This is a genomic window from Enterococcus sp. DIV0660C (genome assembly GCF_017316125.1).
Lineage (GTDB): Bacteria > Bacillota > Bacilli > Lactobacillales > Enterococcaceae > Enterococcus_B.
In genome coordinates this window covers 1-23163 of sequence record NZ_JAFLWA010000003.1, presented here as the reverse complement: position 1 = coordinate 23163, position 23163 = coordinate 1, and the positions used below count along the sequence as shown (strand labels likewise).

Sequence of the window (23163 nt, the reverse complement as noted above, 5' to 3'; positions counted from 1 at the left end):
TTTAACCCTTGAGTTTCCGCCAGTTTTACTGAGTTTTGCCATCATTTGCGATACATTTTGAATTCCAAAAACAGATCATTATAGATGCTCAAATATTTAGGACCAAGATCCTCATAGACTTCCAGATGGGCAATCGTTTCATCTGATGGATAGAATTGCTTATCACCAGAAATTTCTTTTGGTAATAGTTTCTTAGCCGCAGCGTTTGGCGTCGAATACCCAATATACTCTGCATTTTGAGCTGCATTTTCTGGTTTAAGCATAAAATTGATAAAATCGTAGGCACCTTCCGTATTTTTTGCGGTCTTTGGCATCACAATGTTATCAAACCATAAATTTGAGCCTTCTGTGGGAATAACATAATGTAAATGATCGTTTTCTGACATCATGTCGGCTGCTTCTCCCGAGAAAGTTACCGCAACTGATGCTTCTTCGTTAATCATGTACATTTTGATTTCATCCGCTACGATTGCTTTGACATTTGGTGTTAACTGATTCAATTTATCTGCAGCTTCATTTAGCTCTGAAAGATTTTTACTATTCAAAGAATAGCCCAAACTATTTAAAGAAAGCCCCATCACTTCTCTGGCCCCATCAATCAACATCAAGCTATCTTTTATTTTTGGTTGCCATAAATCGTCCCAGTGTTGCATTTGTTTTGCATCTAAAAATCGATCGTTGTAAACAATTCCTAACGTTCCCCAAAAATAAGGAATCGAGTATTTGTTTCCTTCATCAAAAGCCAAATCTAAAAATCGAGGGTTGATATTATTTAATCCAGTGATTTTGGAATGATCCAGTGGCAGCAATAAATCTTCTTTTATCATTTTTTGAATCATGTATTCACTTGGAATCGCAATATCATAATTCGTTCCACCTTGTTGGATTTTCGTGAACATTGCTTCGTTTGAGTCAAATGTTTCGTAGTTGACTTTATAGCCATATTCTTTTTCAAATTTAGTCAACAAACTAGGATCAATATAGTCACCCCAATTGTAAATCGTTAAAATTTTAGCATTTGCCATACCACTTGATTTTTCCAATTGATGAACGCCGAATAACAAAACAACAATAATCATCACGATGCCAAAAAATAAAGATTGCAAATTTTTCATTGTAGTTTTGCCACCTCCTCACGCACGCGACGATTTTTTTTGCCTCTTTTTGGACTGTTTTCTTTACTAATAAAATAATAACCAATTACTAGAATCATTGAAAACAAGAAAACAAGTGCACTCAACGCATTGATTTCCAAACTAATTCCTTGACGCGCACGAGAATAAATCTCCACTGACAAGGTAGTGAACCCGTTACCCGTAACAAAGAACGTCACAGCAAAATCATCCAGTGAATAAGTAAACGCCATGAAATACCCTGCAATGATCCCAGGAGAAAGAAAAGGTAAAATGATATTTTTCACTACCTGCAGATTATTGGCACCTAAATCTCGAGCAGCATCCACCATAGAATCGTTCATTTCTTGTAATTTTGGCAATACCATCAACACAACGATCGGGATACTAAAAGCAATGTGTGAAAGTAACACACTTTGAAATCCTAAACCAAAGCCAAGCAAAGTGAAAAAGATCAAAAAACTAGCACCAATAATAACATCTGGTGAAACCAATAAAATATTATTCATACTCAACAATGCTGTCCGTGATCTTCTTTTTTTCGTGTAATAGATTCCCATTGCTCCAAAAGTCCCAATGATTGTCGCCAATAGTGCAGACAAAAAGGCAAGCATGAAGGTGTTCAGCACAATAATAATCAAACGCGTGTCTTCAAAAACTGCTTGGTAATTTTCCCAAGTAAAGCCAGTGAAACTTGTCATAGAGCCGCCGTCATTAAAGGAGTAGAAAATCAAATAAAAGATTGGCAAATACAACAATAAAAAAACAATGGCTAGATAAACATAAGACCACTTGAATTTTTTCATTAAGAGCGCCCTCCTTTTTTCTTCTCACCTGTTAAAAGCATGACCACAAACATCGCAATAATCAAAATAACGCCAATCGTCGAACCCATTCCCCAATTCTGGGTAACCAAGAAGTGTTGTTCAATTGCTGTCCCCAACGTGATCACACGGTTTCCTCCAATTAATCGCGTCAACATGAATAAAGAAAGTGAAGGGATAAATACTGCCTGGACACCACTTTTCACACCGTTTAAAGATAAAGGAAAAATCACTCGACGAAATGTTTCTAGATTATTTGCTCCTAAATCTCGACTTGCACTAATTAACGATGGATTCAACTCTTCTAATGCGTTAAAAATCGGCATGATCATAAACGGAATCTCAATATAAGTGGCAACAAATAAGAAACTCACATCTGTAAATAAGATTTGCTTAGTTCCAATACCCATGAAATCAAAAAAGTGATTAACGCTTCCATTGATGCTAAAAATCCCAATAAACGCATAGGCTTTCAGCAATAAGTTGACCCATGTGGGCAAAATAATCAGCATCAACCACAATTGCTTATGTTTCAATTTAGTCAAAAAATAAGCTGTCGGATAACTAATCAACAACGCAAAAACTGTAATCAACAACGCATACCAAACAGAGTTGAAAGTCATCCAAAGATAGGTTCCTGAAGTAAAGTACGTAGCATAATTTGCTAAAGTGAAGTGTCCATTCATGTCAAAAAATGATTGATAAATAATCATAATAACTGGTGCAATTACAAATAATCCTAACCAAAGCATATAAGGGACTGAATAAATTCTTCGCATTGTTTTCATGACACAGCCTCCTTACTCTTCATAGCTTTCTAGTCGTGCATCAAAGTCTTCCTCTGATTCATTGAAACGCATAACGTGGATATCTTCTGGTTCAAAAGAAAGACCTACTTTACTTCCTTCTTTGGCTTTCTTCGTTGAGTGAACCATCCATTCATTGTGCTGTTCATCGAAACAAATAATTTCATAGTGTACGCCACGAAATAGCTGAGTATCTACTGTAACAACTAATTTTCCTTTGTCAGGTGTCGTAATATTCAAATCTTCTGGGCGTAAAACAACTTCGACCGGTTCATTTGGACGCATTCCACCATCCACACACTCAAATTGTTTTCCAACAAATTCAACTAAGTTGTCCTCAATCATCACACCATCAACAATATTACTTTCTCCAACAAAATCAGCAACAAAATGATTGATTGGTTCATCATAAATGTCCACTGGTGTACCACTTTGAACAATTTTTCCTTTATTCATAACAAAAATTTCATCACTCATTGCCAAAGCTTCTTCTTGGTCATGTGTCACAAAAATAAAAGTGATTCCTAAACGCTGTTGCAATTCGCGTAATTCATATTGCATATCTGTTCGTAATTTTAAATCCAAAGCAGACAATGGCTCATCGAGTAACAAGACTTTGGGCTCATTAACGATGGCGCGTGCGATCGCGACACGCTGCCTTTGTCCACCAGACATTTCACTGATTTCTCTCGTTTCGTAGCCAGGAAGTTGGACCATTCTTAGTGCGTCAGTCACTTTTTTTCGAATTTCATCTTTAGGCATCTTTTTTATTTGTAAGCCAAAAGCAACATTATCAAATACATTCATATGAGGAAATAATGCATAGTCTTGAAAAACGGTATTTACTTGACGTTTATTGGCAGGAAGATCGTTTAGTCGTTTCCCTTCAAAATAAATATCCCCTTCAGTCGCTTCCGTAAAACCAGCAATAATTCGTAAAATCGTTGTTTTTCCACATCCGGAAGGCCCTAATAATGTATAAAATTTTCCTTGTTCAATTTCAAAACTAACCTTTTTTAAAATCGTTTCATCGTCATAGCGTTTCACTACTTGATCAAACGCAATAATTGGTTTCCCCACTTCTTCCTACCTCCAATTTATAAATACGATTTTGTCGCAACAATCAATACTTTCGTCTTAGTTGTCAAGTGATTTCTTAACTGATGTTGCTTCGTCGCTTGATAATAAACAGACTGACCAGCTTTCGCAAAATAACTCTTCTCACCTAAGATTAACTCTAATTCCCCTTCTAACACAAAAATAAACGTTTCAGATAAAGAAGGTTCAAATGTCTTATACTCACCAACTGACTCAAACGTCAAGAGAACAGGTTCCATTTCTTTTTCATTTGAATCAGAAACTAACCATTCCAGTTCATACCCATTTTCTTCATCAAAATAAATCGTATGGTCTTCTGCTGAATAAACGATCTGCAAGCTTGGTGCCTCTTGGCGAAAAAATTCTTCTGGTGAGACACCCAAGACTTCGAGTATGGAAAAAAAAGTTTCCATTGAGGGCGAACTCAAGTCTCTTTCCAATTGAGAAATATAGCCTTTTGATAAATCTGTCCGTTCGCCAAGTTCTTCTTGTGTCAAGTTCTTTTGAATTCGTAAATTTCGTAACTTTTCTCCAATTTCCATTTTTTCCTCCAACGGAAGTTTTCTAATAGTAAACTTAAAGTTTACAATCACCTGTATTAGTATACGAATTTTGACAAAAAACGCAACCCTTTCAGTTTATTTTTTTGAGAAAAAAACGTGTGATAAAAAAAAGAATTTTACGTCTAGAGAAAAGAAAAAAATTTTCAGGAGGCATTCGCTATTTTTTATAAAAGCTTAGAGAAAGAACTCCGAAAAAAATGATGTGTTTATGGTATGATATAAGAAAATTTTGAGGGAGGTTTCATTTTATTATGGAAACTTTTAAATCTTTTCAAGTAACAAAGGAACCAACATTTCAAGCAAAAATTATTGAGCAAGAACCCATTGATCTAAGAGACAATGAAGTGCTTGTTAAAGTTGCTTACTCAGATGTTAACTATAAAGATGCTTTAGCTAGCAGTGAATCTGGAAATGTGATTCGGACTTACCCGATGACACCCGGTATTGATTTAGCTGGAACTGTTATCAAAAGTTCAACTGAACACTTCTCACCCGGTGAAAAAGTTTTAGTTACTGGCTACGGACTAGGCGTTAATCATCCTGGTGGATACAGTCAATATCAAGCGGTTCCAAGTGAATGGCTAGTCAAGTTACCTGAACAATTAAGTACACGACAAGCAATGATTTTAGGAACAGCTGGATTGACTGCGGCTCTTGCAGTCAATGCGTTGTTAGAACAAGGAATGAAGCCAACGAATCACGTGTTAGTCACAGGTGCTTCAGGCGGTGTAGGTAGTGTAGCAATCGCTTTACTACATAAATTAGGTTTTACAACTATCACTGGTCTTTCTCGGAAAACAGCTGCTGCATCTTGGCTAAAAAAATTAGGTGCAACTCAAGTTGTTCAACCAGATTCTTTTTTACCAGAAAAACCAAAACCACTAGCAAAACAAACCGTTGATTATGTAATCGACACAGTTGGTGGCGCTCAATTGAGTCAACTTTTACCTTTGATTTCTTATAATGGAGCTGCTGCGTTGTGTGGCAACGCCAGTGGGATTGAATTCACTACAACCGTTTTACCTTTTATTTTACGAAACATTCAGTTGATTGGGATCGACTCCGTCAATGTGCCTCATGAACGACGAGAAAAAATTTGGAACCAATTGGCTGAACTAGCAATTGCGGATGACTTATTGGTCACAGAAATTTCGCTTGCCCAATTACCAGAAACAATTGCTCAATTGTTGGCAGGAACACATCAAGGAAGAACTTTAGTTCATATAGGTGAAGAATAATGAATATTTTGATAACTGCTGGTGGAACCACGGAAAAAATTGATCAAGTACGTGCAATAATCAATCATTCAACTGGTCGTCTAGGTAAACAAATCGCGGATGCTTTTTCGAAAAACCCCGAAGCAATCATTGACTATGTCACCACCAAAAACAGTGTGTTACCTAAGCCGAGTGCCATGATTCACTTGCATATGATTGAATCGACACATGATTTATTAACAACTCTAGAAACACTTTTACAAACAAAAACATATGACGTCATCATTCACAGTATGGCTGTCAGTGATTTCACCCCTAGTATTAGTTTGTCAAAAGAGCATTTCATTGAAAGTTTTGGTACAAATGAAGTGACTGAAACTTCTTTTGACAACTGGTTGACCCAAACAAAGCAAGCTGACAACAACTCTGCCAAGAAAATTTCTTCTGACACAGATCAATTAGTCATTGTTTTAGAAAAAACACCCAAAATCATTAGTTATTTGCGGAACTGGCAACCTACTGCATGTATTGTTGGGTTTAAGTTACTTGTGGATGTTTCAAAAGAACACTTACTAAATATTGCGCAACAAAGTCTGGTCAAAAATCAAACTGACTTCATTCTAGCTAATGACTTAACTGAAATTTCTCAAGAACACCATCACGGGTATTTACTCGCAGCAGATGGAACCGTTACTGAAGCATTTACAAAAAAAGAAATTGCGGATCTGATTGTTACAAATGTTCAAAAAAATAAAGGAGATGATTAAATGAAAACTGTTCTACTTGGTATTTCTGGAAGTATCTCTGCCTACAAAAGTGCAGATATCACCAACCAATTGACGAAGTTAGGTTATCAAGTTGAAGTCATCATGACTGAAAGCAGCACTCATTTCATTACACCGTTAACTTTACAATCTTTAGCCAAACGTCCAATTCACACAGATGTCATGCAAGAAGCTAATCCTAAAGTAATCAACCATATTGAATTAGCAAAACAAGCTGACCTCTTTTTAGTTGCTCCGGCAACAGCCAATATCATTGGAAAGCTAGCAAATGGAATTGCGGATGATTTACTTTCTACAGTTGCACTTGCTTTACCTCAAAAAACACCCAAATTGATTGCACCAGCTATGAACACGAACATGTACACAAATCCAATCAACCAACGAAACTTAACCACTTTGAAATCTGTTGGTTATCAAGAAATCGAACCAAGAGAATCCCTACTAGCTTGTGGTGATTTTGGCAAAGGCGCATTGGCAGATGTCCAAATAATTATTGATCAAGTGCTGTTACACTTGAATCAACGAACAACGTAGAGGAGGAAAAGTGATGAAAAACACTAAAAATTTCACTTTAACCGCAATGTTTTTAGCTATTCTTATCTTACTAGCAGTCACACCACTCGGTTTTATTCCGATTGGTCCAATCAATGCAACGACGATGCATATTCCAGTCATTATTGCATCAATCGTTTTAGGGCCAAGATTAGGTGCATTTCTTGGTGGGGTCTTCGGCTTCATCAGCTTAATCCGTAGCACCATTATCCAAACCCCACTTTCCTTTGTTTTTTCTCCTTTAGTTCCTGTGATTGGTACCACTCAAGGTAGTTGGAAAGCATTGCTGGTGGTTTTTATTCCAAGAATTTTGATTGGTATCGTTCCCTACTTTGTTTATTTAGGTATCAAGCGCTTTTCTAAGAGAAATACTTCTCCTGTTTCCTTATTTATCGCAGGATTGGTCGGCTCACTTACAAATACGATTTTAGTAATGAATTTGATTTATTTTTTATTCCAACAAGATTATGCTCAGGTAATTGGTGCAAGTGCAAATGCGGTCTACTCGGCGATTCTTGCTGTGATCTTTACTAGTGGAATTCCTGAGGCAATTGTTGCAGGACTAGCAACTGCAGCTGTGGCAAGTGTTCTTCTTAAGTTGATTAAGGTAAATCCTACGCAAGAATTGTAAAAAAGGTTGTGGCTCCAAGCGTTCAGCTTCGAAAAAATAATAAGCAACTGACAAAAATAGCTTGCCATATTTTTGGACAGTTATGAATTATTTCGAGAAGTTGCTTGGGGAACACCGTGTAAAAGGTTGTGAAAGAAGTGCCCAGCTCCAATAAATAAGAAAAAATTACCAGAAATTGCTTCCCAAATTTTTGAGTAATTTAGGCTTATTTGGAAGGAGTTACTTCTTGAACACCGTAGAAAAAGGTTGTAGTGCAAAGCATTTAGCTTCAAAAACGATCTCCCTGAATGATTAGTCTAGCTTTTCTCACATTCATTAAACAAAAGAAAGCAATAAAAAAGAAAGCCTTCCCAAACATTTACTTATGTTTAGGAAGGCTTATGCTATAATCAAATTTGACAGTGAAGTTGAATGACGGTGATTGCTTCTTGAAACGTGGTAGTGCTTGTGAATATACGTACTGGACGCTACCCTTTTGTCCGCTTATGAAACAATTCAAATCATTCTCGGCTTTGGTATGTTTACCATCGCATTGATTGGTCTGATTGTTGCTATTTCTTTTTGATATCGTAATGTCTTTGCCACCGTCTTTAGCGGTGAAACGCAAAGATGATTAACTTTACTCCCATTTTTTTATTGTTCATTATGTATTTAATTTTTAATAGTTACTTTCCAAATAGTCGAAAACTATTTTCTTCGATTATTTTTATAGTATTTTATAAACAGCAATATTACTACAAAAACGGTCGAAAAGATCAGAAAATTTCTCATCGGAAACATATACGTAAACTCCTATCAGCTATCGTATAATCATTACATTATCAGATAGCACATTGTGTTTGTGAATCAAGGCTACAAATGGGAAATTCTGCTGTTAACGTCAGTCGAATACCACCTTTTGTTCTACCTTTATTAATCATAGCTTTAATGTCAGCCTGTCCTTGATTACAACGATTACTTAATATCCCAGCTCCAATAATAACACCGACGACACCCCCCATAACTCCACCAATTACCGCTCCATAGGCTGCCCCATTCACAGCAAATCCTACAGCGGCACCGCCTAAATAATCTCTTAAGTTTGCTAAACCTGCCTTAGTGGTTGCGTACTCATTAATACCACCATTCACAAATTTTTCTGACCATCCATTACCTAATGGTACTATATAATCACCTAGAGTTTGAACTGCATAGCACATTTTGACTTCAGCACCATCATAATTTACTATAAGTGATTGAATCAAGTATGGTTATCTTCTCTGGTTGAAACATTTTATTTGTTTCTATACTATCATCATTTTCTGAAGCATAGATAACTTGAGAAGTACCTGGGGCTAATATACTCAGTAGCAACATACAAGACAACATCGTAATAATTAGTTTAACTTTTTTCATTTTAACACTCCCCCATATTTTTTGTAAACGTTTACAAAAAATATATAGCATACAGCTATTACTTCTATAATTAATAACTCACATTATAAGGTAATATTTCATAGTCAGAAAGAATTAAATTACGCAGAGAGGATACTAAAAATTTGCTAGGCTTTATATAAATATCAGTTTATTAGTTTATTGGCTCTAAATTAAGTCTTGACTAATATTCTTAGACTATTCAACTCATTTTCTACTTTGATATATTATCTTTCTTTTTCATTCCCTTCCAAGGGTTAACACTGAACATTTAAATAACTTCGTGTTACTATGAGTTCGAAAGAAATTGAACGGAAAGGAAGATTCCTATGAATATTTTTGTTGTCGGCGCTAATGGTCAAATTGGTCGCCACTTGATTGAAGACCTTGCAAAGACGGATCACCAAATCATTGCTGGTGTTCGAGATGTTGCTAAACAATCACTAATTGAAGCGAACAACGTTACTTACGTTCCATTTGATTTGACTTGGACTGTAGCAGAAATGGTCAACGCTTTTAAAGAAATCGATACAGTTATTTTTGCTGCTGGTTCTCAAGGAAAAAACTTATTACAAGTCGACCTTGACGGTGCAATCAAAACCATTCGTGCGTCAGAACAAGCTGAGGTCAAACGTTACCTAATGATTAGTGCCGTTTTTGCAGATAATCCAGCAAACTGGCCTGCTTCAATGATCGACTACTACATTACGAAACACTATGCTGACGAATGGTTGAAGCATCAAACAACTTTAGATTATGTTATTGTTCAACCAGTTACTTTGACCAATGAGGAAAAGGTTTCACACATTCAATTAACTGAACCTGGTGAACAAGCTGCTAAAACAATCAGTCGCCAAACAGTTGCTGCATTCTTAAGTCAATTAGTTGATACTTCCGCTTTTTCTCGAAAGACAATTGTTCTTTCCGAAGGAACAGAGGAAATTGCAGACGCACTAACTAAATAGCAAAAAAAGGTATGGCAACTACTTGCCATACCTTTTTTTATTTCATAAGTGTTAATTCATAAATTGGATCATAGGTGATGCTTGCGCCATCGTTTATAAAGTCGCTACTTGACCCTAATAATACTTTGTTCACTTCATAAATAGATTGCGCCAAATTTATTTTTTCTAGGACTGAATTTTTTAGTGGTCCTTCTTCGCTTACTCGGTTCCAATGATGGATCGCAATATTTTTTGCTTGCTCTAAAGTGAATCCTTTTGCTTGCAAAATAGCCGTTTTTGTCCATAAAAAGTTTGATGGCACAACATGATTCAAATCATCTGCATGATATGTTCGCCCATCTCGATCCAAAGCATATAAAAACATTCCATATAATTGATGATCTGCGGTAAATTTTGCTACTTTATAAATATTACTTGTCTCATAAGGTTCTTTTGTATCATACCAACGATTATTGTCTTGTTCTTCTGGGAAAGTCAAACCTGGCATAAAGCGCTCTTTTTCAATGATATTGGCATAATCATTGATTGCACGTTGTGTTCGTGTGTCATCCGATCCATACTGTTGGTATCCTAAATAGGTGAAACTTGATGCAACATTTTGTAAAGGTGCTAAGTTAGAGCCATTCGTGTCGTAAACAAAAACGGTGCCATTGTTCGCCAGTGGTCCAATGTATTTTGCTAACGCTTTGATTACACCATCTGAAAGAGCGATGTCTGCAGCACTTGGGAAAGTTTCCATATCAATATCAAGACCATCAATACCAAAAGCACGTACGTGTTCATCTAGTAATTGATTTGCATATGCATCAAACTCTTGTTCTGTTGGAAATGAACCAGCATAAGGGACTTTCAACAATTCGGAATAGTCAATTGCTTTGGTTAATTTCACACCACGTGCATGTAAGTTAGGTACGTAATGTTCTTTCAATTCCTCAAAAAATGGTGCTGCTTTGTCTTCTTCTCCTTTTGGTACATAACTAAAGATGTTTACAATGTCGATACCATAAGGAATGTCATCCATTGTCAACCAATTTTCATCAGGTAAACTAGTGTTGACACCCTGCATCGTTTTATCGCGCCAAGCTCGATAGTAAACCATCGTCTGTGTTGAATGTTCTTGTTCTTGTCCATGAACTGTTACAGGAATAAAAAGTGCCATAGCAAAAAAAACGAGTGCAGCAAATCCAACCTTCATTTTCTTCATTTTGTTTTCTCCTCTTTTTCTGTAAAACATCCCGTCAAGCCTCACTAGCAATTCATTTTCCATTTAATTTCAAATAATGGAAAACCAAACCACAATACGTCATATTTGCCCAAGAAAACCATTCTCTCGTATAATTCTCAGGATTATCCACATCAACTCCCTCATGACACTGCAAAGTTCCAGCGTCGGTTTTAGCAATTTGATCAATTTTTTCTTCAACAAAGTCTTGATTCGTTGAAGTCAAGCCTTCCATCGCAAGTGAAATCGGCCATACATAATTTGGTGGTGTATGCGGACTGCCAATTCCTGCCAAGTAAGTTCCAGAATAATAATAAGGGTTTTCTTTACTTAAAATTTTCTGACGTGTCGTTTGATAAAGTGGATCGTTTTCTTTCACATAACCTAAAAACGGTAAAGATAATAAGCTAGGAACATTTGCATCATCCATAAATAAATGATTTCCCAAACCATCTACCTCATAGGCATAATAACTTTTACCATTATCGTCATGTAAAATAGCAAATTGTTGGACACCTTCTGATATGTCTTTTTGTAACTTCTGGATTTTTTGACGTAATACTTCTTGGTCTTCTTCCGTTTTCACTGCTAACAATTCTAGTAATTGATCTAAGATAACTAGAATAAATAAATTTCCTGGGACGAAGTACCCATAGGTGCACGCATCATCACTTGGACGAAATCCACTCCAGACCATTCCCGTATAACTTATCGGTGTGCCTTTTCCTTCTCTTGCTAAAGTGTCCGATGGCGGACAATCTGTACGTTGGAAAAGGTATTCTGATGTTTCGTGGTGTTGCTCTGTAATGAACGTATCGATTGCCAACTCAGCAATCGCCCAAAAATCAGGTGTCAAATGCGCTTCATAACCTGTTTTTTTGTACAGATGAAACGCTAAGAAAAATGGTGCACATAATGAATCGATTTCAAACTTTCTTTCCCAAACTAATGGTGAAATTGGAATATTTGACGTGTCATTACTGTAATGACCGCCACCAGTTTCCTTGTTAAATGCATTAGAATAAGGATCATGCTTGATATACGTTAATTGTTGCTTCAATACGCCATGAATCAATTGTTTGATTGCGGGCACTTCATGGACGATTTCTAAATAAGGTAAGACTTGAAAAGTTGAATCTCTTAACCACATGGCGGGAATATCACCTGTGGCAACAAAGATTTCACCATTTTCTCTTACAGAAACAGTATTCGTAATTGTATCAACGAGTGCATGTTGAAATAACTTTGTTGCTTTTTCGTCTTTTAAGTTAATAGTCATTGCATATTTTTGGATTTCATTGATTAACTCTGTTTGATTGATCACGTCACTACTCCATTTCTTGTTTATTGAAAAAAATGCCATATGTTCGTATCTCACCTGGCTTGAAAGCATCCATTGCTAACGTTATTACATTCTTGGCTACAGAATCAATTACTTTGCCTTCCAAATTCAGTAGTTTTACTTCCGCAGGTACATCAAAAGAGAGTTTTCCTGGTATTTCTTGTGCTATATCTGTTGAATTGTACAAACGTAATTCGATCCCTGTTCCATCAATGGTTGATTGGAGGCTACTAAATACAACAGTCAACTCACTAGCTGTCACTTTTCCTCGCGGATCTTCAACAAGTGATTTTGGATTGACTGGGAAATATTGGATGGGTGTTGTAAAACGATTCAATTCCTGCGTTTGATAGTCAAGCGCTTCTTGTGTTGTTTCTAAATAGTTGGTTTGTAACTTTTGGCTATCAAAAAGTTCATCTAAAACAATGCTTCCTTCAAATACAATTGTTCCCACTAATTGGCTATCTGGTGTCGGGACAACTTTTGTTTGAAGTCCCGAAGCATCTCCAGGTCTTCGCCACGTATCTGGACGCCCTAAGTAACCCACACCACGTAAAACAGTGATTGCTAATTGCTGTCTTTCACCATCGATCACTTGGAAATCTTTCGTACCTCTAGTTAAAAATGACCAGCTTTCTTTTTCATCATGAAGATTGGCAAGATGTAACATTGGTCGCATACTTGTTGGTTCTTCTTTATAGCCAATTTCTTTCCAATCAGGTAGATGTTTTTCTTCAATTGGTCGTTGGATGATGCCAAATGGCGTATCACTTGTAGAAACATTTGCCGCTGTTTTGGTTGCTATCATCAAACGTAAACGATGATCAAGGACTTGATTATCTAAAGTTAGATGCACATCGAGCAAGTTCGTTTGTTTGTTGCATTCCAGAACCATCGTATAGCTGACTGTTCCATCGGTTACTTGTTCTTTTCGTGAACGTAAGTCAAAAGGTAATGCCCATTCTCCCTCAATCGTCATTCGACTAATCAAGTTGCCTTGTTCAACCACTACTTGTTGATGCTGTGCAAAATCAAGTTCTAGGAACCAGTCATTAAACGCTGGTGAATAATCATAAGTGTCGCCTTCATCACCACTGTCTTCAAACCATAAGAAATCATGGTACCATTTCTTCAATTCTTTTGAGTAGAGGTTTAGTTTTCCTTCTTTTAATTGGATCACATACCAGTCATTTTCTAACTCCGTTGCTTTTGCAAGCTGTGGTACACTTGCAGCCGATTCTTCGACAGTAAAACAAAGCCATCCCATTGAAGGCAATGTACACTTGATTGCTACTTCACTTACATAGTAGTGTTCATCACTCATCGCTGCTGGATCTCTTCTCAAAAGAGCGGCATTTTCTCGTTTTTGACTTAACAATTCAATTTCGACTTTTTCACCGTTTTGATCAACTAATGAAAAATCAGGTGTTTTAGTTGAAAGTGTCACTTTACGAATCGTTGACAATTCAAAGGGTAATGGATTCCAAAGAAATACTTGATTTTCTTGTCCTTGGTTCAAAGAAATGCTCAATTTTCGCAATAAATAATCCACACAAGACTGCGCTTCTTGTAATCCGTTAATCCCACGCATATAGATATCTTGATTCGTTTTATCACTGTTACATCCACCTGCACTATCATGGGCTTGTCCTCTGGCAACGATTTTCCACAAGCTTGTAATCAGTCCTTGTTTGACAGGAATACCATGATTTGCTGCTACGACAGATAATGGTTCTAATTGATACGTCAAGCTACGTTCTAATCGATCGTAAACCTGTTTCAAATCATATCTAGAAGAATAAATGCCACGATGGATTTTTGAATCAGACGGTTCAATAAATTCTCCAGAGAACTCAGGAAGTTTTTCAGATTCATTTTCTAAAGATTTAAAGAAAATCGGATAGTTGCTTTCAATGAATCGAGTCGTTGCTTTGCTTTCTTGATTGGCTAAATTGATTCGTTGTTTCAAATCAAAGTCAACTGCTCGTTGGTCACCACCTACTGGTAACAAATGTGTTTCACTTGGTGTCTGTGTACTGATTTTTTCTGCAAGATCATCAAATTGATTTTGCTCAACCAATTCCACACCAGCATAGTATCCGTTTTTGATATTTGCTGTTAAGACTTTTGAGCCATCATTGCTTGACCAGTAAAAGTAACGAGCTTCCGCTTCTCTTGGCATTCCTCGCCAAAACAATGCGTGAGAAATATCAAATCCTTGATAAATTTTTGGCATATCTTGTCCTTGTCCAAAAGAGTCTGGTAGATAACCAACTCGCATCACACCACCTAATGCTTTGGCCTCTGCAATTCCAATTTTTAGATTACGAACAATCGATTCACCTGACGTAGTCATCTCATCAATTTGTGTGAACCATGGACCAATGAACAAGCGTCCTGCTGTCACAAATTTTTTGATATCTGCTTCTTTTTCTGGAAACAGAGCTAAATAATCTTCAATAATCGACATTTGACCATCAAGCGTATAATAATCTAATTGATTTGTTTCTAAAGCTTCTAAAACTTCATCCATATGGAAAATAAATTGAACGCGCGCTTCTTGACGGGTAAAATACCATTCAAAATCCCAATGGGTATGTGCGACTGTGTAAATATCTTTCATGAGTGACACTCCTCTATTCTTCTACAATTCATTCGATTATTCAGCTGAACGAGCCATCAATTGGTCTGCTGCTCTTTCTTGTCGTTGATTCAAAATGACAAAAGGTGCATACATGATGATATCTAGGACCACCAATACAAAAGTCAAGATGACTGGACTAATATGGAAGGCGCCTAAGACCCAAGTGCTAATAAAAATTGGTTCATTCCCTGAATTTAAAACAACTAATGGAACGACCCAGCCAAGTGAAGTTACCACATAAGCAATCACGGCATTGACGATTGGTACAACGATCCAAGGAATGAACATCAATGGATTTAAAACAATTGGTAATCCGAAAATAACTGGTTCATTAATACCAAAACAACCAGGAATCAATGCTAATTTGGCAACTTCTCGTTCTTTTTCACCTTTTCTCGTAAAAATCAGCATGGCGATGATCAAGCCAAAGGTTGCCCCTGAACCACCAATCATTGCATAAACATTTGTCATAGTATTTGGTGCGATTGAGATGCCAGCAAAACTTTGTGTTTCTGCAAACTTCGCAACATTTTCTAAGAAAACCGGTAACCAAAACGCGGAAACAACTCCCCAAACGATATTAAAACCATGTAATCCTAAGAACCATAAAATTTGTTGTAATAAAATGACAATAATAATTGCAGGTAAGCCTGTTCCAACAGTCAACAATGGTTTGATTAACACTTCAGAAATCATTTGTAACAATGAAACATATCCTAATGATTGGATCACGATACGAAGAACACCAAAAATCAATAATACTTCACTGATCGGAATCAATGAGAAAAAGGAATCAAAAACATTTTGTGGAACATTCCCCGGCATCTTGATCGTAAATTTACTTCGTGTAAATCGAGCAAATAAAGCAACTGCGATCATTCCAACAATCAATGCGGTAAACATACCTTCATAACTGAAGAAAGAAGAAGCAAAACCTTCGATTATTTCTGCCTTAGAGTCGAGATAATTCACATTATTTGGTACCATTACAAAGTAAGCAGACAATGCAAGTAATGTTGCAATAATTGGATTTAAGCGTTCATTTTTTTCTTTCTGTTTTAATTCAATCGCATAAGAGTAAGCTGAAGAAAAGACAACAATAATAGCAACGATTCCTAATGTAGCATTTCCTAAGTAACCAAATAAGTTACTAATATTTGTTAGAATTGCATTATCGATTCCTTGATTTTTAATCAACGCATCGATCTGCATTTTAATTAAATTGGAAAATGACCCAACAACAGTAAATGGGATAGTGCGGACAAACGCATTTTTTACAGCCTGTAGAATAGTATTGCCTTCAACCCAAGCTGAAACTTTTAACAATGGTTCTTGAAGTTTTTGTACATCAAATTTCATAGTAATACTCCCTTTTCTACTTTTTAGAGAAAACGTTTTCTGATTTAATTATATACAACTAAGATAATTTGTAAACACTTAATTTTATAATTATATATACAAATTATCTTTTTTATATTAAAATGTGTATACAAATAATAAAAAGTGAGGTTTACAAATTGTACAAATACCGCGAAATTTACTCAGATATCAAGCGTGATATCTTAACAAATCATTATCGTGCTGGGACTTTATTACCTACCCAAGAATTTTTTGCAGAAAAATATGATGTTTCTCGCATTACATTAAAAAAAGCACTATCTTTATTAGAAAATGAGGGATTAATATTTAGTAAGCAAGGTTCCGGTACATATATTCGTCCAACAATTGAAAACAACACAAGCGAATTACTTCCCTTAGATTTACCGGTTGGGGTAACTTATTCCCATCGTGATCAAGAAATCAAAAGTAATATTTTGTTTTTTGATGCTCGTTTGCCTACAGAAGAAGAACAGCAAAACTTATCTTTAAATAAAACGGACCCTGTTTATGAATTTAAGCGCGTTCGTTTATTGAATGGCCAGTATTATAGTTTCGAACATGTCGTTATGCCGGTCGCTATCGCACCAATCACCGAAGAAATCTTGCAAGGATCCGTTTATGACTATTTAGGTCATGAAGCGAAGTTACAGTTAGTTGATGCACGCCGAATTGTTTATGCAGATCATGCAAATGAAGAAGTTAGTGACTCTTTAGGTATCAAAAAAAATAATCCTGTATTGGTAATCGAACAAATTGGTTACGATCAAAAAGGTCGGGCATTTGAATTTTCAAAATCTTATTTTATTAGTAATCAAAGTAAGTTTGTTCTCGATGTTCATTTAAAGAAGCTGTAAACTCCAGTCAGTTCACTTGGAAAAAGCAAACAAGCATACCAACTAAAAAATAGTTTGCATGCTTGTTTGCTGCTGTAAAGTTGAAATGCTAAAGTAACAAACAAGCTTGGGATATTAGTTATCCCAAGCTTGTTTTTAGTTTTCAGAAACAAATTTGGCAGCTTGTTGCCCCGCTTGTCGTCCGAAAATAATAATTTCCGCTACTGAATTTCCACCAATTCGGTTATCCCCATGTAAGCCGCCAGTTACTTCACCAGCCGCATATAAACCTTTAATTGGTTCATTATCTGCATTCAATACTTCTGTGTTCGTATTGATTTTCACGCCACCCATTGTATAGTGGATCCCTGGTGCGATTTTGATGGCATAATATTTTGGTTTTGATAAATCATTGTCCATCGCAGTTGTACGATTAAATTGTGTATCCTTTTTATCTGCTACTTCGCTATTCCAAGTAGTAACTGTCTTTGCTAATGTTTCTTCAGGAATATTGATTGCTTTTGCTAAATCTTCAATGCTGTCACCAGCTGTAACATAGCCTTTTTCATCATAGAAATCAATTGCTTTCGCACGATCGCGTACGCCTTGGTCAAAGATCAAGTAAGCTGATTTGTCTGGCAAAGCAGTAATTGCTGCTGATACTTTATCACGAGTATCCATTTCATTTACAAAACGTTCACCATCGTTATTGACAAGAATTGCACCTTCACCACGGACAACTTCACCAATCAAAACACCTTTGTCTTGTTGAACAGTTGGGTGAATCTGAATTTTATCCATATCCACTGCTTGTCCACCAAGTTTTTCAATCATCTTGATGCCATCACCCGTTGAACCTTCTTGGTTAGTTGTTACATAACCCTTCAGGTCTGGACGATATTCTTCAATCAATTCTTTGCTTGCACCAAAACCACCAGTTGTTACAACAATTGCTTTTCCAGTGATTTCTTTTGGTTTTTCACCTTGTACTTGTACAGTTACTTCATTCACTGTACCGTCATTTTTCTTGATATCTGTAACATCAGTGTTTACAAAAATTGGAATTTCACGTTCATGAACGTTTTTCAAAAGCCCTTCAACTAAGTAGCCACCAATTGCAGAACCATCTGATGGGCGATGCGTACGTTTTTCACTCATCCCACCTGTGATCGTTAAGTTATCTAAAGTAATACCATTTGTGTCTAACCAATCAATAGCGTCTGCTGAATGATCAACAAAGTAGCGTAACATTTCTTTGTCGTTCGTTCCCCCACCACCTTTTAAGGTTTCTTCATAAAACGCGTCATTTGAATCTGTGATGCCATCTGCTTTTTGGAATTTAGTTTCAGAGGCATTCATTCCGCTCGAAGATTTTGAAGTATTTCCGCCCGCAACTGGCATTTTTTCCAAAATAACTGGATTTAATCCAGCATCTTTTGCTTCAATTGCAGCAGTCATTCCAGCTCCACCAGCACCAACAATCACTAGGTCATAGGAATCTTTCATTTCTTTTGGATCTGTATATGCTTGTTCAGATGCACCAGAAGACACATCTGTTGTTTCTTTTGTACTTGAGTTTGATGATTCCTTTGAAGCTGAATTATCTGATGAACAGGCGCTCATCGTGATAACAGATGTCACAATAAATAAACTCGCTAATAATTTTTTCATTTTTTTCCTCCTTTTTTCCCAAAGCCCATTATAAGTGAACAAAATCACAATAACAACAGCTATGAGAAAAATTTAAAAGACAGATAAAAAAATCAGACACTATCAAGCATTTGACAAATAAAGAAATAACATAATTTTAGATCAACAAAAAAAGTTGTGACGATTGTCACAACTTTTAACGTCATTTCTTAAATAATCACAAAAACTTGTAAGAAATTGTTTCTTATTCTCTTTATTTTTTCGGAGCTGAACGCTTAGTGCCACAACCTTCTTCACGGTGTTCCCCAAGCAACTCCTCGAAATAATTCATCACTGTCCAAAAATATGGACAGCCATTTTTGCCAGTTATTCTTTATTTTTTCGGAGCTAAACGCTTGGTGCCACAACCTTCTTCACGGTGTTCCCCAAGCAACTCCTCGAAATAATTCATCACTGTCCAAAAATATGGACAGCCATTTTTGCCAGTTATTCTTTATTTTTTCGGAGCTGAACGCTTGGTGCCACAACCTTCTCTTAAAATTTTGTTGAATTTTTTTCTGGAGCTAATTCACCAATGATTCGAACTTCCGTTTCCAATTCCACATCAAACGTTTCCTTGATGACTTGTTGAATATGACCAATCAATTCCACATAATCTGTCGCCGTTGCATGATCAATATTGACAATAAATCCTGCATGCTTTTCAGAAATTTGTGCGCCACCCCATTTTAAGCCTTGTAAACCTGCTTCTTGGATCAATTGTCCAGTGTAATGCCCAACAGGACGCTTGAATACACTGCCACAAGAGGGATACTCAAGAGGTTGTTTAGATTGACGCAATTCAGTTAGTTCATCCATTCGCGCCTTAATTTGTGGGTAGTTTCCTTTTTTTAATTGAAAACGTGCTTCTAACACGATTGCATTCATATTTTGGATTTCACTATGACGGTAAGAAAAATTCATTTTTTCGTTGGTTAGTGTTTGCATCGTTCCATCTTCAAGTAAAACATCGACTTCTGCAAGGACATCCTTGATTTCACCATCATACGCTCCCGCATTCATATAAACAGCCCCGCCAACACTTCCTGGAATTCCACAAGCAAATTCAAAGCCTGTTAATGATTCCGCCAAAGCTGCATAAGTTGTATCAATTAGTTTCGCACCTGCTTCTGCCACAACAACTGTATCTTCTACATGAACAGCATTCATTTCAGTCAACATAATAACTACACCACGAATCCCGCCATCACGAACGATCAAATTGCTAGCGTTTCCTAATACCATCCAAGGCACTTGATTCATTCTGCAATAGTCAACGATTTCTTTGACTTCTTCTTTTCTCTTTGGAAAAGCAAGGACATCTACTGGTCCACCAGTCTTGGTAAATGTATAATTCATCAACGGTTCATCTAAGAGCAAAGTTATCTCTGGTAAGTGCTTCATTAATTCTTCTTTATTCACTGAGGATTTTCCTTTCTTTTCAAACATCCACATCATTCTATCACGCTTAAAACAAAGTTACTACCCTCGATGTTAAAGCAGATGACGAAGATGCACCCGGATCATTTGTTCACAAAGCTCATGACTCTGATAGACTCCCGCTTGTTTTAACTGTTGATTATTTGATTGCGCTTGTTGAATTTGTTCAAAAAATGCCATGACCATTGGCTCAAACCCGCGTTTTTCTAAAGTATTCGTCCAATCGCCAAATTCCTTTAGTCGTGTTTGTCCCTCTTGTTGAATCGTCATCTGTGTCAGATTACGAACTTCGTAAGTCCCTTGTTCACTGGTTACTTGATACTGTTCCGTATTCGCACCACTTCTCAAATCCATTGTTAAAATAGCTGTTTGATTAGCCGTTTCGAGATGCAAGATTGCAAGCTCTAGATAATCATTCTGTTCAATGATCTTACTGTTCACTCGAGTAATGGGTTCATCCAATAAATAAACAGCTGTATCTACTAAATGTAAAAAAAGATCATACACAACAAATTCCGTTGTTTCTTGTGCAGCTATTCGATTTTTTTGCAACTGGATCAGACGTTTATTAGGCAATTGCTTCAATTCATCAACCATCGGTGCAAAGCGACGATTAAACCCAATCATCAATACAACTTGATTTTTTTCTGCCAAAGCTTGTAACTCAGCTACTTCATTCAACGAAGTACTTAATGGTTTATCAATAAATACATGGATTCCATGTTCTAAACATTTTTTTGCGAGTTCATAATGAACTTTTGTTGCTGCGTGAATCATACATGCTTCGATTTTTTCTGCAATCAATTCATCAATCGTTTCATACAAATGAGAAAAGCCATACATCTCTTTGATTCTTTTTTTCGTTTCTTCATTTCTAGTTGCAAAATAAAAGTTCAATGTTCCTTGATTTTTTGCATAAGTGGGTAGATACGCTTTTTCTGCAATGTTGCCAATACCGATTACGCCAATCTTCATTTTTTCTCCTCCAATAATTCTTTCTTAACTTAATTTTACACCATTTTTCATTTTGATAAAATTGAAGTACAATGAGAACAGAAAAAAGACGTACTTAAGTAAAAAGGAGTGTCTATTTTGAAACTTATCTCTTGGAATGTTAACGGCCTTAGAGCGATTATGAAAAAGAATTTTATGGAAGTCTTTCATGAGTTAGATGCAGATTTCTTTTGTTTACAAGAAACGAAATTACAAGAAGGACAAATAGCGTTAGACTTGCCTGGTTATCATCAATATTGGAATTACGCAGTCAAAAAAGGATATTCAGGTACTGCCATTTTTGCTAAGGAAGAGGCACTAACTGTTTCTTACGGTATGGGAATTGATGAACACGATCAAGAAGGTCGTTTGATTACATTAGAATACCCAAACTTCTTCTTAGTTACCTGCTACACGCCAAACTCGCAAAGCGAATTAAAGCGATTAGCTTATCGACTTGAATGGGAAAAATCTTTTGAAAACTACTTAAATGAGTTAAACAAACAAAAGCCAGTCATCATCTGTGGTGATTTAAATGTAGCACATGAGAAAATTGACCTAAAAAACTGGAAAACAAATCAAAAGAATGCTGGCTTTACCCTTGAAGAACGCAATGCCTTTTCTCATTTGCTTGCTACAGGATTTACTGATACTTTCCGTCATTTTTATCCAACGCAAGAAGGCATTTATTCTTGGTGGAGCTATCGTTTCAATGCACGGAAAAATAATGCCGGTTGGCGCATCGACTATTTTTTAACAAGTCGTTCTTTGGATAGCAATTTAATCGATGCCAAAATCCATACTGAAATTTTTGGTAGTGATCATTGCCCAGTAGAGCTAGACTTAAAAATGTAACGATTTGTTTTGATTTCTAGAAACAATTTATTTTTCGATAATCTATGTTAGAATACTTTTTAAAGGGGGGTTTATGAAAATGAACTTCGTTGCAATGGACTTTGAAACAGCTAACCATCAACCACATAGTGCCTGTTCATTGGCATTAGTGATGGTTCAAAATAGTCAGATTGTTGATGAATACTATACCTTGATCCAGCCGGAAACACCTTTTTTCTGGCGTAATGTTCAAATTCATGGCATTCATCAAGAAGATGTGCGAAATGCACCAAAATTTCCAGAAGTTTGGTCAACGATTCAAAATTATTTTCAACAAAATCGGCTAGTAGTTGCGCATAACGCCGCTTTTGATACTAAAGTGTTAGCCGGCTGTTTGGACTACTATCACCTCGATCAACCAAATTATTTATCATTATGTACGGTGAAAAGTAGTCGCAAACTATTTCCAGAATTCCCTAACCATAAACTCAATACGGTTTGTGAGAATCTTTCTATTTCACTAGATCATCATCACGATGCGTTAGAAGATAGTCGAGCTTGTGCTGAAATTTTGCTTTATCAAGAAAAGCATTTTGGGACGGAGCCGCTTAAGAAATTGGTTACTTTGAAGTAAGATTGTGAAAAAAGGTTATGGAGCCAAGCGTTCAGCTTCGAGAAATAAGAATAAATGACCAGAAATTGCTTCTCAAATTTTTTAGTCATTTGGGCTTATTGGAAAGAAGTGTCCAGCTCTGAACGACTAAATCACTTCAAAATTTAAAAAATAAGAACCTTGTTT

At 36.4% G+C, this 23163-nt stretch carries 23 protein-coding genes; 9 read left to right on the top strand and 14 right to left on the bottom strand.

Annotation, left to right across the window (positions count from 1 at the left end):
- Nucleotides 1-41: 41 nt before the first annotated feature.
- From DOK81_RS00280 to DOK81_RS00260, 5 genes are read right to left on the bottom strand one after another with little or no spacing between them, the layout of a single operon-like run.
- On the bottom strand, nt 42-1115 hold the full coding sequence (locus tag DOK81_RS00280) for an ABC transporter substrate-binding protein (RefSeq protein WP_206907054.1): 1074 nt from the start codon (nt 1113-1115) through the stop codon (nt 42-44).
- Nucleotides 1112-1939, bottom strand: coding sequence for an ABC transporter permease (locus tag DOK81_RS00275; protein ID WP_206898708.1), 828 nt, complete (start codon nt 1937-1939; stop codon nt 1112-1114). The genes DOK81_RS00280 and DOK81_RS00275 overlap by 4 nt, the downstream gene beginning before the upstream one ends.
- Complete coding sequence (locus DOK81_RS00270; RefSeq protein WP_206907053.1) at nt 1939-2745, bottom strand: ABC transporter permease; 807 nt, start codon at nt 2743-2745, stop codon at nt 1939-1941. Before DOK81_RS00270 ends, DOK81_RS00275 begins: the two co-directional genes overlap by 1 nt.
- A gap of 12 nt (nt 2746-2757) precedes the next feature.
- Nucleotides 2758-3843 carry an ABC transporter ATP-binding protein gene (locus DOK81_RS00265; RefSeq protein ID WP_206907050.1) on the bottom strand — a complete coding sequence of 362 codons (1086 nt, stop codon included), beginning with the start codon at nt 3841-3843 and terminating at the stop codon, nt 2758-2760.
- A gap of 17 nt (nt 3844-3860) precedes the next feature.
- Nucleotides 3861-4403, bottom strand: coding sequence for an XRE family transcriptional regulator (locus DOK81_RS00260; protein ID WP_206907049.1), 543 nt, complete (start codon nt 4401-4403; stop codon nt 3861-3863).
- A gap of 272 nt (nt 4404-4675) precedes the next feature.
- Between DOK81_RS00260 and DOK81_RS00255 the strand changes: the two genes are divergently transcribed.
- The 5 genes from DOK81_RS00255 to DOK81_RS00235 all read left to right on the top strand — a co-directional run bounded on the left by DOK81_RS00255 (nt 4676) and on the right by DOK81_RS00235 (nt 8174).
- A complete protein-coding gene (locus DOK81_RS00255; RefSeq protein ID WP_206907047.1) occupies nt 4676-5662 on the top strand; it encodes an acryloyl-CoA reductase in 987 nt (328 codons plus the stop codon).
- Nucleotides 5662-6408 (top strand): phosphopantothenate--cysteine ligase, encoded by a 747-nt coding sequence (locus DOK81_RS00250; RefSeq protein ID WP_206907045.1) that lies wholly within the window; start codon nt 5662-5664, stop codon nt 6406-6408. Before DOK81_RS00255 ends, DOK81_RS00250 begins: the two co-directional genes overlap by 1 nt.
- Nucleotides 6409-6960 (top strand): phosphopantothenoylcysteine decarboxylase, encoded by a 552-nt coding sequence (gene coaC, locus DOK81_RS00245; protein ID WP_206907043.1) that lies wholly within the window; start codon nt 6409-6411, stop codon nt 6958-6960. It abuts the gene before it with no gap.
- Between the two features lie 13 nt (nt 6961-6973).
- Entirely contained in the window at nt 6974-7609 is a 636-nt protein-coding gene (locus tag DOK81_RS00240; RefSeq protein WP_206907041.1) for an ECF transporter S component, read from the top strand.
- 451 nt (nt 7610-8060) lie between these two features.
- Nucleotides 8061-8174, top strand: a complete 114-nt coding sequence (locus tag DOK81_RS00235; protein ID WP_206907200.1) for a putative holin-like toxin — start codon at nt 8061-8063, stop codon at nt 8172-8174.
- A 256-nt stretch (nt 8175-8430) separates the two neighbouring features.
- Here the strand turns inward: DOK81_RS00235 and DOK81_RS00230 are convergent, their stop codons facing one another.
- Together DOK81_RS00230 and DOK81_RS00225 are read right to left on the bottom strand one after the other, a co-directional pair.
- Entirely contained in the window at nt 8431-8808 is a 378-nt protein-coding gene (locus DOK81_RS00230) for a hypothetical protein (protein WP_206907039.1), read from the bottom strand.
- A gap of 16 nt (nt 8809-8824) precedes the next feature.
- Nucleotides 8825-9004 (bottom strand): hypothetical protein, encoded by a 180-nt coding sequence (locus DOK81_RS00225; RefSeq protein ID WP_206907037.1) that lies wholly within the window; start codon nt 9002-9004, stop codon nt 8825-8827.
- Between the two features lie 347 nt (nt 9005-9351).
- Between DOK81_RS00225 and DOK81_RS00220 the strand changes: the two genes are divergently transcribed.
- Entirely contained in the window at nt 9352-9987 is a 636-nt protein-coding gene (locus tag DOK81_RS00220; RefSeq protein ID WP_206907036.1) for an SDR family oxidoreductase, read from the top strand.
- Nucleotides 9988-10024: 37 nt separating this feature from the next.
- Here DOK81_RS00220 and DOK81_RS00215 read toward each other — a convergent pair whose 3' ends face one another.
- The 4 genes from DOK81_RS00215 to DOK81_RS00200 are packed head-to-tail and all read right to left on the bottom strand — an operon-like array spanning nt 10025 to nt 16554.
- Nucleotides 10025-11191: an endoglycosidase gene (locus DOK81_RS00215; protein ID WP_242589814.1), complete on the bottom strand. Its 1167-nt coding sequence runs from the start codon at nt 11189-11191 to the stop codon at nt 10025-10027.
- Nucleotides 11192-11243: 52 nt separating this feature from the next.
- Nucleotides 11244-12572: a glycoside hydrolase family 125 protein gene (locus tag DOK81_RS00210; protein WP_206907034.1), complete on the bottom strand. Its 1329-nt coding sequence runs from the start codon at nt 12570-12572 to the stop codon at nt 11244-11246.
- The gene (locus DOK81_RS00205) at nt 12538-15174 is read right to left on the bottom strand and encodes a glycoside hydrolase family 38 C-terminal domain-containing protein (protein ID WP_206907032.1); all 2637 of its coding nucleotides are present in this window, start codon (nt 15172-15174) and stop codon (nt 12538-12540) included. Before DOK81_RS00205 ends, DOK81_RS00210 begins: the two co-directional genes overlap by 35 nt.
- 36 nt (nt 15175-15210) lie before the next feature.
- Nucleotides 15211-16554 carry a PTS transporter subunit EIIC gene (locus tag DOK81_RS00200; protein ID WP_206907030.1) on the bottom strand — a complete coding sequence of 448 codons (1344 nt, stop codon included), beginning with the start codon at nt 16552-16554 and terminating at the stop codon, nt 15211-15213.
- Between the two features lie 158 nt (nt 16555-16712).
- Here DOK81_RS00200 and DOK81_RS00195 point away from each other — a divergent pair, with 158 nt between their 5' ends.
- Nucleotides 16713-17429, top strand: a complete 717-nt coding sequence (locus DOK81_RS00195; protein WP_206907028.1) for a GntR family transcriptional regulator — start codon at nt 16713-16715, stop codon at nt 17427-17429.
- 135 nt (nt 17430-17564) lie between these two features.
- Here DOK81_RS00195 and DOK81_RS00190 read toward each other — a convergent pair whose 3' ends face one another.
- The 3 genes from DOK81_RS00190 to DOK81_RS00180 form a co-directional block, all read right to left on the bottom strand.
- Nucleotides 17565-19079: a flavocytochrome c gene (locus DOK81_RS00190; RefSeq protein ID WP_206907027.1), complete on the bottom strand. Its 1515-nt coding sequence runs from the start codon at nt 19077-19079 to the stop codon at nt 17565-17567.
- Nucleotides 19080-19592: 513 nt separating this feature from the next.
- Nucleotides 19593-20519: a UDP-N-acetylmuramate dehydrogenase gene (gene murB / locus DOK81_RS00185; protein ID WP_206907025.1), complete on the bottom strand. Its 927-nt coding sequence runs from the start codon at nt 20517-20519 to the stop codon at nt 19593-19595.
- A 72-nt stretch (nt 20520-20591) separates the two neighbouring features.
- Nucleotides 20592-21512: a Gfo/Idh/MocA family oxidoreductase gene (locus DOK81_RS00180; RefSeq protein WP_206907023.1), complete on the bottom strand. Its 921-nt coding sequence runs from the start codon at nt 21510-21512 to the stop codon at nt 20592-20594.
- A 117-nt stretch (nt 21513-21629) separates the two neighbouring features.
- On the opposite strand from DOK81_RS00180, the gene DOK81_RS00175 reads away from it, so the two are divergent.
- Both DOK81_RS00175 and DOK81_RS00170 read left to right on the top strand, forming a co-directional pair.
- A complete protein-coding gene (locus DOK81_RS00175) occupies nt 21630-22385 on the top strand; it encodes an exodeoxyribonuclease III (RefSeq protein ID WP_206907021.1) in 756 nt (251 codons plus the stop codon).
- A 79-nt stretch (nt 22386-22464) separates the two neighbouring features.
- Nucleotides 22465-22998: a 3'-5' exonuclease gene (locus DOK81_RS00170; protein WP_206907019.1), complete on the top strand. Its 534-nt coding sequence runs from the start codon at nt 22465-22467 to the stop codon at nt 22996-22998.
- Nucleotides 22999-23163 lie beyond the last annotated feature (165 nt).

Coding starts and splice junctions, on each gene's coding strand:
- DOK81_RS00260 (WP_206907049.1), bottom strand. CDS start 4,403: ATGGAAATTGGAGAAAAGTTACGAAATTTACGAATTCAAAAGAACTTG.
- DOK81_RS00180 (WP_206907023.1), bottom strand. CDS start 21,512: ATGAAGATTGGCGTAATCGGTATTGGCAACATTGCAGAAAAAGCGTAT.
- DOK81_RS00220 (WP_206907036.1), top strand. CDS start 9,352: ATGAATATTTTTGTTGTCGGCGCTAATGGTCAAATTGGTCGCCACTTG.
- DOK81_RS00215 (WP_242589814.1), bottom strand. CDS start 11,191: ATGAAGAAAATGAAGGTTGGATTTGCTGCACTCGTTTTTTTTGCTATG.
- DOK81_RS00190 (WP_206907027.1), bottom strand. CDS start 19,079: ATGAAAAAATTATTAGCGAGTTTATTTATTGTGACATCTGTTATCACG.
- DOK81_RS00255 (WP_206907047.1), top strand. CDS start 4,676: ATGGAAACTTTTAAATCTTTTCAAGTAACAAAGGAACCAACATTTCAA.
- DOK81_RS00270 (WP_206907053.1), bottom strand. CDS start 2,745: ATGAAAACAATGCGAAGAATTTATTCAGTCCCTTATATGCTTTGGTTA.
- DOK81_RS00240 (WP_206907041.1), top strand. CDS start 6,974: ATGAAAAACACTAAAAATTTCACTTTAACCGCAATGTTTTTAGCTATT.
- DOK81_RS00280 (WP_206907054.1), bottom strand. CDS start 1,115: ATGAAAAATTTGCAATCTTTATTTTTTGGCATCGTGATGATTATTGTT.
- DOK81_RS00275 (WP_206898708.1), bottom strand. CDS start 1,939: ATGAAAAAATTCAAGTGGTCTTATGTTTATCTAGCCATTGTTTTTTTA.
- DOK81_RS00210 (WP_206907034.1), bottom strand. CDS start 12,572: ATGGCATTTTTTTCAATAAACAAGAAATGGAGTAGTGACGTGATCAAT.
- DOK81_RS00250 (WP_206907045.1), top strand. CDS start 5,662: ATGAATATTTTGATAACTGCTGGTGGAACCACGGAAAAAATTGATCAA.
- DOK81_RS00170 (WP_206907019.1), top strand. CDS start 22,465: ATGAACTTCGTTGCAATGGACTTTGAAACAGCTAACCATCAACCACAT.
- DOK81_RS00200 (WP_206907030.1), bottom strand. CDS start 16,554: ATGAAATTTGATGTACAAAAACTTCAAGAACCATTGTTAAAAGTTTCA.
- DOK81_RS00205 (WP_206907032.1), bottom strand. CDS start 15,174: ATGAAAGATATTTACACAGTCGCACATACCCATTGGGATTTTGAATGG.
- DOK81_RS00225 (WP_206907037.1), bottom strand. CDS start 9,004: ATGAAAAAAGTTAAACTAATTATTACGATGTTGTCTTGTATGTTGCTA.
- DOK81_RS00230 (WP_206907039.1), bottom strand. CDS start 8,808: ATGTGCTATGCAGTTCAAACTCTAGGTGATTATATAGTACCATTAGGT.
- coaC (WP_206907043.1), top strand. CDS start 6,409: ATGAAAACTGTTCTACTTGGTATTTCTGGAAGTATCTCTGCCTACAAA.